This is a genomic window from Phenylobacterium sp. (genome assembly GCF_035276905.1).
Taxonomy (GTDB): domain Bacteria; phylum Pseudomonadota; class Alphaproteobacteria; order Caulobacterales; family Caulobacteraceae; genus Phenylobacterium.
Genome location: NZ_DATELG010000031.1, coordinates 1 through 11176 on the forward strand (window position 1 = coordinate 1; position 11176 = coordinate 11176).

General features: G+C 70.4%; 12 protein-coding genes. 7 read left to right on the top strand and 5 right to left on the bottom strand.

Features of this window, described 5'->3' with window-relative positions; translation table 11 throughout:
• Positions 1 to 127: 127 nt before the first annotated feature.
• Positions 128 to 547, top strand: a complete 420-nt coding sequence (locus VJS38_RS01110; protein WP_324086312.1) for a MucR family transcriptional regulator — start codon at positions 128 to 130, stop codon at positions 545 to 547.
• A 182-nt stretch (positions 548 to 729) separates the two neighbouring features.
• Entirely contained in the window at positions 730 to 1215 is a 486-nt protein-coding gene (locus tag VJS38_RS01115; protein WP_324086313.1) for a PAS domain-containing protein, read from the top strand.
• Between the two features lie 18 nt (positions 1216 to 1233).
• Here the strand turns inward: VJS38_RS01115 and VJS38_RS01120 are convergent, their stop codons facing one another.
• Both VJS38_RS01120 and VJS38_RS01125 read right to left on the bottom strand, forming a co-directional pair.
• Positions 1234 to 1656, bottom strand: a complete 423-nt coding sequence (locus VJS38_RS01120; protein WP_324086314.1) for a SufE family protein — start codon at positions 1654 to 1656, stop codon at positions 1234 to 1236.
• A 43-nt stretch (positions 1657 to 1699) separates the two neighbouring features.
• Complete coding sequence (locus VJS38_RS01125; RefSeq protein ID WP_324086315.1) at positions 1700 to 2452, bottom strand: HAMP domain-containing sensor histidine kinase; 753 nt, start codon at positions 2450 to 2452, stop codon at positions 1700 to 1702.
• Positions 2453 to 2629: 177 nt separating this feature from the next.
• Here VJS38_RS01125 and VJS38_RS01130 point away from each other — a divergent pair, with 177 nt between their 5' ends.
• A complete protein-coding gene (locus VJS38_RS01130; protein ID WP_324086316.1) occupies positions 2630 to 4300 on the top strand; it encodes a PAS domain-containing sensor histidine kinase in 1671 nt (556 codons plus the stop codon).
• A gap of 3 nt (positions 4301 to 4303) precedes the next feature.
• Here the strand turns inward: VJS38_RS01130 and VJS38_RS01135 are convergent, their stop codons facing one another.
• Positions 4304 to 5080, bottom strand: coding sequence for a hypothetical protein (locus VJS38_RS01135; protein ID WP_324086317.1), 777 nt, complete (start codon positions 5078 to 5080; stop codon positions 4304 to 4306).
• A gap of 242 nt (positions 5081 to 5322) precedes the next feature.
• Between VJS38_RS01135 and VJS38_RS01140 the strand changes: the two genes are divergently transcribed.
• From VJS38_RS01140 to VJS38_RS01155, 4 genes are all read left to right on the top strand, one after another.
• Positions 5323 to 5655, top strand: a complete 333-nt coding sequence (locus VJS38_RS01140) for a DUF1491 family protein (RefSeq protein ID WP_324086318.1) — start codon at positions 5323 to 5325, stop codon at positions 5653 to 5655.
• A 58-nt stretch (positions 5656 to 5713) separates the two neighbouring features.
• Positions 5714 to 6733 (top strand): ATP-dependent DNA ligase, encoded by a 1020-nt coding sequence (locus VJS38_RS01145; protein WP_324086319.1) that lies wholly within the window; start codon positions 5714 to 5716, stop codon positions 6731 to 6733.
• A 27-nt stretch (positions 6734 to 6760) separates the two neighbouring features.
• Positions 6761 to 8359, top strand: coding sequence for a peptide chain release factor 3 (locus VJS38_RS01150; RefSeq protein WP_324086320.1), 1599 nt, complete (start codon positions 6761 to 6763; stop codon positions 8357 to 8359).
• Between the two features lie 253 nt (positions 8360 to 8612).
• Positions 8613 to 9980, top strand: a complete 1368-nt coding sequence (locus VJS38_RS01155) for a hypothetical protein (protein WP_324086321.1) — start codon at positions 8613 to 8615, stop codon at positions 9978 to 9980.
• A 13-nt stretch (positions 9981 to 9993) separates the two neighbouring features.
• On the opposite strand, the gene VJS38_RS01160 is transcribed toward VJS38_RS01155, so the two are convergent.
• Together VJS38_RS01160 and VJS38_RS01165 are read right to left on the bottom strand one after the other, a co-directional pair.
• Complete coding sequence (locus VJS38_RS01160; protein WP_324086322.1) at positions 9994 to 10761, bottom strand: ABC transporter permease; 768 nt, start codon at positions 10759 to 10761, stop codon at positions 9994 to 9996.
• A partial coding sequence (locus VJS38_RS01165; protein ID WP_324086323.1) for an ABC transporter ATP-binding protein occupies positions 10758 to 11176 on the bottom strand: 419 nt, incomplete at its 5' end. The genes VJS38_RS01165 and VJS38_RS01160, both read right to left, overlap by 4 nt.

An 11176-nucleotide genomic window follows, 5' to 3' on the forward strand; every position in this document is an offset into this window, starting at 1 on the left:
CATATAAATTCGTGCACAATAATCACACTTGTGCTTGTGCTTGGGCGCAGTTGCCGTTAGGACGCGCTACTGATGATATGAATCGCATCTGCGGCCTTTCGCTCGCAGATCCCATGGAATGACAAGAATGGACGAAAAGTCGGAAGTCATCGAGATGACGGCGGATATTGTCTCCGCCTACGTGGGCAACAATTCCGTCGCTGCGGCGGATCTGCCGGGCCTGATCCAGAGCGTGCACCGCGCCCTCGCGGGGGTGTCGACGGGGCAGGAGGCGCCGGAGGTCGCGCCGAAGGAACCCGCGGTGCCCGTGCGCCGCTCGATCACGCCCGATTATCTGGTGTGCCTCGAGGACGGACGGAAGTTCAAGTCGCTGAAGCGGCACCTGCGGACGAAGTACAACATGAGCCCGGAGGAGTACCGCGCGAAGTGGAACCTCCCGAAGGACTACCCGATGGTGGCCCCGAACTACGCCAAGGCGCGTTCGGACCTCGCCAAGCAGATGGGCCTCGGCCAAGGCGGTCGCCAGGCGCCGCGCAAGAAGCGCTGAGCGTCGATCGACGATCCCGCGTCGCAAACGCCCGCCGGGTCCGGCGGGCGTTTTTCTTTGGCTCGCGGCGTTGCGACGCAGGGCAATTTCAGGGTTCGCCACAATTTTGACTTGCCGTCGATTCGCGGTTCGGGCGATAAACGAATCGTTATGATTCCAAGAGGTTGTTAAGGAATCTGAAGATGGCGGCGCAGATCGGGGCCCCCGCGGCGGCGGCCCGAGCGCACGAAGAGCTGTTCGCCTACTGGGCCTCCTTGCGGGTGGCTGGGCGGCTGCCCGCGCGGCGCGACATCGATCCCGCCCGCTTCAAGCGCCATCTGCCCACGGTCAGCCTGATCGACGTGAAGCCTGAGCCGCTGGACTTCCGCGTGCGCCTGGCCGGCACCGGCCTCCATGGCGTCTATGGACGCGAGATCACCGGCCGGTCGCTGGCCGAGGTCTATGCCGGCTCGGCCGCGGACTACTGGCGGTCCGAGTTGGCGCAGGTCGTGAGCGAGCGCCGGCCCTCGGTCGGCGCCCACAATCTGGCATGGCGCGGCGCCTCGCACCTGTCGATCCTGTGGCTGCGCTTGCCGCTCGCGACGAACGGCTGGGACGTGGACATGATCCTGGGGTTCGACGCAGTCGTCGGCATGAGCCAGGCCGTGACCGGCATTCGCGCGGCCTGAAATAGATAAGCCAGCCGACTAGGCGGCGGCGAACTCGGCGTCGCGGCGGATCCTGGTCACCATCGAAGCAAGGCCGTTGGACCGCTGCGCGGAGAGCGCGCCGGCGAGGCCGAGCTTGTCGAAGGCCGCCTTGGCGTCGAAGGCCAGGATTTCTCGTGGCCCGCGACCCGAATAGAGCCGCAGCAGGACCGCGATCAAACCGCGTACGATGTGGGCGTCGGAGTCGCCACGGAACTGCAGGCCGCCGTCCGCCTGCGGCTCGGTGACCAGCCATACCTGGCTTGCGCAGCCCCGCACCTTGTTGGCGTCGTTGCGTTCGGCTTCGCTCAGCGGCGCCAGCTCCCGTCCCAGGTCGATGACATAGCGGTATCGCTCCTCCCAGTCGCCGAGGACGTCGAACTCGTCGGTCAGGTCTTGCAGGGTGTCGTCGATCACGCTCATCGCGTCGGCGACTTAAGCGCCGCAGAGGCCTCGCGCAACGGGTTCAGGCCGTCGGCAGGACGATGTGGGCGGCGAATCCTTCTCCGCGCGCCGAGACCAGTTCGAGCCGCCCGCCCATGGCCCGGCAGGTGAGGTCGCAGATCGCAAGTCCCAGGCCCGCGCCCTCGGCGTGGCGGGTGAGGGCGTTCTCGCCCTGCTCGAACGGCTGCAGGAGGCGCGGCAGGTCGGCGGCGTCGACACCTTCGCCTTCGTTGCGCACGACGATCTGCAGACCCGCCGCCATGGGCAGGGCATGAACCGTGATCTCGCCGCCGTCCGGGGAGAAGGCGATGGCGTTCTGCAGCAGGTTCGCGAGGACCGCCCGCAAAGCGCGGCCGTCCGTCAGGACCTCGGCGCGGTACGGCTCGATCCGCAGGCGCAGGCTGCGCGCCGCCAGGGCGTCGCCGAGACCTTCGCCCAACTTCTCGAGGATCGGAGCCAGCGGCTCGGCCTGCACGACGAACTCGATGTCGCCCGACTGCAGCCGGACGATCTCCACCACCTGATTCACAAGTTTCAGCAGCTTTTCCCCGCTGCTGTGAATGATCTCGGCGTATTGGCGGTACTGCTCGGCCCCTAACGGTCCATATAGTTCGGACGCCAGGATTTCGGAGAAGCCGAGAATGGAATTGAGCGGGGTGCGCAGCTCATGGCTGACCACGCGTAGGAAGGACCGCTTCTGCTCGTCGATCTGAGGCGTCGCCGTGTCGCCGCGGCGGTCGATCGGCGCGTCGTCCTGGCAGGCCGGATGAGGCATGGCGGAGCGGGGCGCCTCCGTTTTGGGGTCTGCAGGTTCGCGAATGTCGCTTACGATTTCGTTTCCCCTGTCGCGTGCGCGCCAGCGGCAGTCGCGTCTGAGGCGAGCCACCTTAACCGGACTCACCTCGGGCGTTAGGCTCGGTCCGATGGAGGACAGAACGCGGGTGCAAGAACCTTGACCCCGAACCGCCGTTCACGGCGGCCGACGCTGAAGTCGGAGCGGCGGGTCATCGGCTCCGGCTTTGCGGTGGGCTGGCATCTGGCGTGGGCGGCCGGCGTCGCCGCGACCGGCGCGGCCTTGGTCGCGGCGGGCCGTCTGACGCCCGACCTGCAGCTCGCGCCGTTCGCGATCGGCGTCGTCCCGGGGCTCGCAGGCGCGGTCCTGGCGCGCGGCGGTTCGCGCACGCGCACAGCGGCCGTACTGATCTGGACGCTGGCGGCGATCGTCGCTGTCCTGATGACGGGCGGCGCCTCAGGACCTCTCGCCGCCTGGTCCCTCGCGCCGCTGGCCGCGGCCGCGGCCTTCCGCAAGCCCGACCTCCTGCCGTTGGCCGCCGCCGGCGGACTGGCCGCTGCGGCGGTCGCCGCCCTGAGCTCCGTCCTGCTGCCGTTGCCGACCGTCGCGCCCGCGGCGGCGGCCTGGCTGAACCTGGCGGGGCTGACCGGCATGGCGCTGGCGCTCGGGGTGGCGCTGGTCATGCTGTACGCCGAGGCGATCGGCGAGCGCCGCGCGCGCGATGACATCGAGACCGGCCTGCTGGAGGTGCTCGACAACCAACCGCAACTTCTCGTCGACCTCTATCCGGGCGGCCGGATCCTGGAGGCGTTCGGCCAGCCGCCCCCCGGATGGCGGGTCCGCGACCTGATCGAACGCAACCTCGGCGATTTCGTCCATGCCGACGACCGGCCGGCGGTCGAGGATGCGCTGCAGCGGGCGGTCGGCGCCGGCTCCGCGGAGATCGCCTTTCGACCCGCTTACGATTCGGAGGGCTGGTGGGAGCTCTCGCTGCGCCGGATGAGCACGATCCGGATCGTCGGTGCGATCCGCGACGCACGCAGCCAGCGCGCCCGTGAGGCCGAGTTGGAAGCCGCCCGGGTCACCGCCGAGCAGCAGAACGCCGGCAAGAGCCGGTTTCTGGCCAATATGAGCCACGAGCTGCGCACGCCGCTGAACGCCATCATGGGTTTCTCGGACATCATGCGGCAGCGCCTGTTCGGCACCATCTCGGACCGTTACGCGGAGTATGCCGACCTGATCCACGAGTCCGGCTCGCACCTGCTTGAGCTGATCAACGACGTTCTCGACATGTCGAAGATCGAGGCCGACCGGTTCGAGCTGGCCCGGGAGAACTTCGACGCGCGCGAGGCCGTGTCGGCTGCGCTGAGGCTGATGCGCGGCCAGGCCGACCGGGCGGGCGTCAGCCTGCGCGGCGCGCTGCCGAACGAGCCCTTGCCGGCGAACGCCGACCGCCGCGCGGTGAAGCAGATCGCCATCAACCTGGTGTCGAACGCGCTGAAGTTTACGCCGCGGGGCGGGGCGGTGACGCTCACCCTGCAAGGCGCAGGCGAGACGCTGGAGCTGATCGTCGCCGACACCGGCGTGGGCATCGCGCCCGACGATCTGGAGCGGCTGGGGCGGCCCTTCGAGCAGGCCGGCGATCCGAGCCAGAAGGCGGCGGGCTCGGGCCTGGGCCTGTCGCTGGTCCGCGCGTTCGCCCAGCTGCACGGCGGCGAGATGTGCATCGAAAGCGCGCTCGGCGAAGGCGCGACAGTCATCGTCCGCATGCCGGTCCTGAACGGCGCCGCGGTCACCCCTCAGTCCAGGCCGGCGCCCGCTGACGTTTGAGCCTCAGCGGGCGCTGAGGGCGAGGAAGGCGCGGCCGGCCGCGAAATCGCCGACCTCGATATAGGCCCGCCGGACCACGTCGCCGGGAAAGAGATATTCGACCGCGATTGCTTCGCGCGGGTCGAGCCGCGCGAGGTCGCGTGCGGCCTGCGCGGGGAAGCGAAAGGCCCAGCCCCCCCCACCGTTCTTCGGCAGCAGGTCAGCCCCGGCCGGGCTGCGGGCCTCGGCAGGGTACGCCCGAAGCGCGCTGCGCGGCGGCAGGCGATGGTCCAGCGGAAGGCCGCGCGCCGACGTGTTCGGCCCGTCGAGGTATGGCGCCTCGCAGCGCCTGTCGTCGCGCAGCAGGAGGCGTGCGCCATAGGGCGCCTGGCCGTCGGCGAATTCCGCCACAGCGAGCAGCACGCCGGCGGTCTGGCGGCCGGCGAGGCCGAAGGTCATGCGGTCGCGCCCGAAGCGGGCCTCCTGGGCGAGCCGCCAGCGGATGTCGCCCGGCCCCGTACGGTCGGCGCGCCAGCCGGCCTGGTCTCCCGGATAGGTAATCCGCTGCGTGCGGGCGTAGCCGGCGAAGGCGTCGCGCACGCGCGCGGCGGCCACGGCGATGTCGCGCGAGCTGCAGTCGGCGCTCGCGCCCTTGTCGTTGGCCTCGCGTTCCAGCACGCGCAATGCCTGCAAGTCGGCCCCGGACCGGAGTGCAGCCCCGCGCGCCTGCATCCGCGCCGCGCTCAGCGCAGCCGACACGTCGGGCGTGAAAAGGCCGCATCGCGCGTCGGCGGCGGTCATGACCGTACGCTCGTAGACCAGGTCCACGGCCCGCGCGTGCGCAAGGCCCGGCGCGGCCGTCAGCGCAGCGCCCAACAACCCCAGCCATCGAGACGCCGGCCGCGCTTTGCGCGTGCTCGTCATGCGTCTTCTTTTCTGCTGGTCCCGGAGGACCTTTGCGGCAAGCTAAACGCCGGGCCTTGCCGTTCGGTTAGCGGCGCAGAGGTGACAGGACAGGGCGCCTGGGCGCATGGTCCGCCGCCATGTTGCTATCGACGGACATCTGGGTGGGCGCGCTGATCCGGCGCGCGGAGCAGGCAGGCGCCTTTCCGGTCGTCGTCCGCAAGGGCGACGCGCGCGCCGGCGCGGTCCTCCTCAAGGTGCTGAACCGCGCCGAGGGCACGACGCGGCTCTATTCGGAGGCGACCCGGATGGACGGGGCGCAGATCTGGATGCAGCCCGCGCGCTCCGAGCAGGAGGCGGATCTCGACGCCTACATCGAGCGCGCCATCCGCATCGATCCGGACATCTGGGTGGTCGAGATCGACGACCGCGACGGTCGGCATTTTCTCACCGAGCCCGTCGAGGCGGCCTGAGGGCGGACGACCGGCCTCGCCCGCGGAACGAGCGGCGCTCCGACGAATTGGCGACGGGATGAGCCTGTCCGATCTTTCTGTGCCCCTGGACACGGCCGCCATGGAGGCCAAGCTGGTCGACGAGGTCCCGCGCGGGCCGGGATGGCGCTACGAGCCGAAATGGGACGGCTTCCGCTGCCTGGCCTTTCGCGCCGGGGACGCCGTGGAACTCAGGGCCAAGTCCGGCAAGCCGCTCGGGCGCTACTTTCCCGACGTGGTCGCAGCGCTTCAGGCCCTGCCGGTGGACCGGTTCGTTGTGGACGGCGAGCTGACCATCGCCGTCGACGGCGAGTCCTCGTTCGAGGCGCTGCAGATGCGGCTGCATCCCGCAGCGAGCCGGGTGTGGAAGCTCGCCGCCGAACATCCGGCGAACCTGGTGCTGTTCGACTGCCTGATGGATGCGAAAGGCTGCTCGCTCCTCGACGCCCCGCTGAGGCGCCGCCGGGCCGAGCTCGAAGCGCTCTACCGGCGGATGGGCGAGCCTGTGGCCCTCAGGCTCTCGCCTGGGACGGAGGATCGTAAGGAGGCCTGCGCCTGGCTTTCCGAGGTCGGCTCGGACCTCGACGGCGTCGTCGCCAAGCGGCTCGATGCGGCCTACGCGCCCGGCGAGCGGACCATGCTGAAGATCAAGCGGATGCGCACCGCCGACTGCGTGGTCGGCGGCTTCCGCTACGAGCAGGGCGGACGCGACGTGGGGTCGCTGTTGCTTGGCCTCTATGACGTGAGGGGACGGCTCGACCACGTAGGCTTCACCGCGAACATTCCCAGGTCCGAACGGGCCGAGCTGGCCCGCAGGCTCGAGGCCCTGGCCGGCGGATCCGGCTTCACCGGCAATGCGCCGGGCGGTCCCAGCCGATGGTCGCGCGAGCGCTCGGGCGAATGGACGCCGCTGCGGCCCGAGCTGGTCGTGGAGGTCCGCTACGACCACGTCACCGGCGATCGCTTCCGCCACGGAACCAGCTTTCTGCGCTGGCGGCCGGACAAGGACCCGCGCCAGTGCACCTTCGACCAGCTCGGCCGTGAAGGCGGAATTGCTTAAGCCGATCTCGCACGCTACCTGCCGCGCATGACCAATTCCCCCGCCGCCGAAGCCGCCCGTCGGCGCACCTTCGCCATCATCTCCCACCCCGACGCCGGCAAGACGACGCTGACGGAAAACCTGCTGCTGGCCGGCGGGGCGATCCGCGCCGCAGGCGCGGTGCGGGCGCGTGGCGAAAACCGGCGGACGCGATCCGACTGGATGAAGATCGAACGCGAGCGCGGCATCTCTGTCTCGGCCAGCGTGATGACGTTCGACCACGACGGGCTGATGTTCAATCTCCTGGACACGCCCGGGCACGAGGACTTCTCAGAAGACACCTACCGGACGCTGACCGCCGCCGACGCGGCGGTCATGGTGCTCGACGCGGCCAAGGGCATCGAGCCGCAGACGCTCAAGCTGTTCGAGGTCTGCCGGCTGCGCGACATCCCGATCGTCACCTTCATCAACAAGATGGACCGCGAGGCGCAGGACCCCTTCGCCCTGCTGGACGAGATCGCCTCGAAGCTCGCGCTCGACCCGGCGCCGCTGTTCTGGCCGGCGGGTTCGGGCGCCCGCTTCCGCGGCATGCTCGACCTGCGTCGCGAGCAGTTCGTCCCCTTCGCCAAGAAGAGCTCCGACGCCGACGAGGGCCACCCGGAGGCCGTCGCCTTCCGCGGCAACGCCATCGTCAGCTACCTGGACGCCGAGGAGCAGGGCGAGCTGGAGGAGGGCGCGATGCTGGTCCAGGAGGCGGCCAAGCCCTTCGATCCGCAGGCCTTCCTGGAAGGGCACATGACGCCGGTGTTCTTCGGCTCAGCCTTGCGCCACTTCGGCGTCGATCAGCTGCTGGAGGGCCTGGGCGCCTATGCGCCGCCGCCGAAGGCGGTTCCGGCGGTGAAGAACGGCGAGGAGACCCACGTAGCGCCGGGCGACCGCGAGGTCTCCGGCTTCGTCTTCAAGATCCAGGCGAACATGGACCCCAACCACCGCGACCGCGTGGCCTTCCTGCGCCTGACCTCCGGCCGGTTCAACCGCGGCATGAAGATGAAGGTGCAGAACACCGGCCGCCAGCTCTCGGTCAATGCGCCCATTATGTTCTTCGCCTCCGACCGCGAACTCGCCGAGGAGGCCTTCGCCGGCGATGTGATCGGCATCCCCAATCACGGCGTGCTTCGGGTCGGCGACAGCCTGTCGGAGAGCGGGACCCTGCGGTTCGCGGGCCTGCCGAACTTCGCTCCGGAAATCCTCCAGCGGGTGCGGGTCAAGGATCCGCTCAAGGCCAAGCACCTCAAGAAGGCGCTGGAAGGGCTGGCGGAGGAGGGCGTGACCCAGCTGTTCCGGCCGGTGATCGGGGCGGATTTCATCGTCGGCGCCGTCGGCCAGCTGCAGTTTGAGGTCATGGCCGACCGCCTGGCGAACGAATACCAGCTGGAGGTGATCTTCGAGCCCAGCCCGTATGCCGAGGCGCGCTGGCTGTCCGGCGAGCGGGCCGACGTCGAGGACTTCCAGAACAAGCACCGCAGCGCCATGGCCGTCGACATCGACGAGCAGCCGGTGTTTCTGGCCAAGACGGCCTGGGAGATCGGCTACGTCAGCGAGCGCTTCCCGAAGGTGAGCTTGGAGCGCTCCAAGGAACGGGCCTGATCCGCGGCGCCGGGGCGCTGCGTCGCCGTTAGCGCGCGTCGAACGCGCGGGCCTGCCTTCGCGCCACCCGGGCGGGTGTCACGTTGTCGAAACAGGGCCTGGAGCGGCCCTTTACTGTGGATGAGAAGGATCTGTTAACCATACTGAAGAAGTTAAGGGATTGTTAAAGTCGGCGGCTCCGGCTTTGCTATGAGCGTAGTTGTCGCAAGCAGATCGTCCCATGTCGGGACGACTGAGGCGCCGGAGCCACGCCATGTTCGAACTCGGTCGGGAGCTGAAGCGTCTGTTCGGCGCGGAACCGGCGTTCGGCTCAGGCGATGGGCTTACCGGCGGCGACAGCTCTCTGCTGGAGCTTCTCGACGTCAATCTGCTGCTGCAAGAGGCCAAGGCCGCCGACGTCGCCGCTGGCCGGCCGGGGACGGGGGAAAAGTCGGAGCGGCGGATCGAGGCCGCCTTCATCTGGCGCGAGGCCGCTCGGCGCACCGGAGACGTCGTCCACCTGCGCAAGGCGGCCGCGACCGCCGAGGCGGCGTCGACCGGCCTCGATGCCAGCCGCCGTCCGGACCTCTGGGCGCGGGCGCGCTGTGAGCAGGCGCTGTGTGCGCTTGCCGGCGCGGAGCTGTTCGGCGATCTCGGCCTCAACGCCGCTGCGGAAGTGGCGTTTCGCGAGGCGCGGGCCGCGGCCCGCGGCGGCATGGCCGCGGCCCAGGCGGACGTCGGCCTTGCGGTGATCGCCGGGCGCGAGGCCCTGGCGCGCGCGGACGCAATGACCGCGCGGACCCTCGCCGACAACTTCACAGCGCCGATTGCGGCTCTGGAGGCCCTGAGTCGTCGCGCGCCGGCGGCACGCATCTTGGCGAGCGAGGCGCGGTTGATGCGGGCCGACCTTCTGTGCGCCTTCGGCGCGCGGCTGAAGGACGAGAGCCTGCTGGCCCGCGCGATCGACGACGCCGCCGCCGCCGCCGCGCGGCTGAGCCCCGACTATGAGCCGCTGGTCGCGGCGCGGGCCGAGATGATGCGCGGCCAGGCGCTCACCCTGTGGGGCGAGCTGACCGGAGACGTCGAAGCCATCGCCCGCGCCGCCGCAGTGCTCGCCGACGCGGTCGAGCAACTGCCTCGCGACCACAGCCCGCTCGACTGGGCCCGCGCCCAGCTGGCGCTGGCCGAGACGCTGCAGCTGCTCGGCGACGCCTGCGGTGACGATAAGGCGTTCGACCAGGCGGTCACCTGCTATGACCGCGCCAACCTTGTGCTGCGCGAGATCCCCGCCATGCCGCTGCGCGGCGTCGCGGCCAGCGCGCGGGCGGTCTGCCTGTCGCGGGCTGCCGAGGCCACGGGCGACCTGGCCGTGCTCGACATCGCCGAGACGGCGATGAAGATCGAGCTCTCCAGCCTGCAGGCCCGGCGAGATCCGGTCGGCTGGGCGGTGGCGCAGCTGCACCTGGCGCGGCTCTACGAAGCGCGGATCGACCTGACCGGCCGCGACCGCGGCCAGCGCGCCGCAGCGATCGTGGCCCTGGAGGCGGCGGTCGACGTCTTCGCCGACGAGGGCCTCCGCACCCTCACGACCATGGCGGCCGACGCCCTCGAGCGCCTGAGGCTCGCGGCGCGCGCGGTCTAGCCGGAAGCTCCGATCAGCGTCCGCGCCACCAGCGCAGGCCCGCGCGCTCCACCGCCTCCAAGGCGGCGTGGAAGGCCACGCCCATGATCCCCAGCACGGCCAGGGCGGCGATCATCCGGTCGGTCTGCAACTTGTTGCCGGCGTCGAGGATCTGCCAGGCGAGGCCCCGCACGCCGCCGGAGCCGGCGCCGAACTCGGCCACGACCGCGCCGATGATCGCCAGGCCCGCGCCGACCTTGTGGCCTTCCAGCAGAAAGGGAACCGCCGAGGGCAGGCGAAGCCGCGTCACCCGCTGCCAGCGGGTCGCGCCATAAAGGTCGAACACCCGCTCCAGGTCCGGGTCGGCGGCGTGCAGGCCGGTCACGGCGCCGGAGAAGATCGGGAAGAAGGCGACGAGGACCGCAAGCGCAACGATCGCCCGCTCCGGATGGTCGATCCCGGCCCAGATCAGCACCAGCGGCGCGATGGCCACCACGGGCGTGACCTGGATCACCGAGGCCAGCGGCCGGACGGCGCGTTCCAACAGCGGATGCAGGCCGATCAGGATGGCCAGCGCCTGGGCCGCCAGACTGGCGACCACCAGGGCGACGAGCGCCACCGACAGGGTCCGCCAGGCAGCGTCGGCCAGCACCGGCAGGCTGGCGACCAGGGCTTCGGCGACCCTGGACGGCGGCGGCAGGAAATAGGACGGGACGTGCAGGGTCCGGCAGGCGACCTCCCAGGCCGCCAGCAGCAGGGCCGCGAGCGCCAGGGGCGCGGACTTGTCGAACAGCCGGCTCATCGCGCGCCCGCCTTGGCGAGGTGATCGGAGACCCGCTCCACGGTCGCCCGGAAGCCCGGCGTGATCCGAAAGCCTGGCGGCCGCGGCAGGGGCCCCTCGACCGCGATCTCCTCTGCGATGCGGCCCGGCCCCGGCGTCATCACCACCACCCGCGTCGCCATGTAGACCGCTTCCTCGACATTGTGCGTCACGAAGACGATCCCCGGCCTGGAGGCGGCCCAGAGGCCGAGCACGTCGTCGGCCAGCGCCCGGCGGGTGATTTCGTCAAGGGCGGCGAACGGCTCGTCGAGGAGCAGCAGCCGGGGCTCGGTAATCAGTGCCCGCGCCAGCGACACCCGCATCGCCATGCCGCCGGAGAGCTGCGCCGGCCGAGCCGTCGCCGAGCCTGTCAGCCCGACCCGCGCCAGCGCCTCGT

Coding starts and splice junctions, on each gene's coding strand:
- VJS38_RS01110 (WP_324086312.1), top strand. CDS start 128: ATGGACGAAAAGTCGGAAGTCATCGAGATGACGGCGGATATTGTCTCC.
- VJS38_RS01115 (WP_324086313.1), top strand. CDS start 730: ATGGCGGCGCAGATCGGGGCCCCCGCGGCGGCGGCCCGAGCGCACGAA.
- VJS38_RS01145 (WP_324086319.1), top strand. CDS start 5,714: ATGAGCCTGTCCGATCTTTCTGTGCCCCTGGACACGGCCGCCATGGAG.
- VJS38_RS01140 (WP_324086318.1), top strand. CDS start 5,323: ATGTTGCTATCGACGGACATCTGGGTGGGCGCGCTGATCCGGCGCGCG.
- VJS38_RS01120 (WP_324086314.1), bottom strand. CDS start 1,656: ATGAGCGTGATCGACGACACCCTGCAAGACCTGACCGACGAGTTCGAC.
- VJS38_RS01125 (WP_324086315.1), bottom strand. CDS start 2,452: ATGCCTCATCCGGCCTGCCAGGACGACGCGCCGATCGACCGCCGCGGC.
- VJS38_RS01155 (WP_324086321.1), top strand. CDS start 8,613: ATGTTCGAACTCGGTCGGGAGCTGAAGCGTCTGTTCGGCGCGGAACCG.
- VJS38_RS01135 (WP_324086317.1), bottom strand. CDS start 5,080: ATGACCGCCGCCGACGCGCGATGCGGCCTTTTCACGCCCGACGTGTCG.
- VJS38_RS01160 (WP_324086322.1), bottom strand. CDS start 10,761: ATGAGCCGGCTGTTCGACAAGTCCGCGCCCCTGGCGCTCGCGGCCCTG.
- VJS38_RS01150 (WP_324086320.1), top strand. CDS start 6,761: ATGACCAATTCCCCCGCCGCCGAAGCCGCCCGTCGGCGCACCTTCGCC.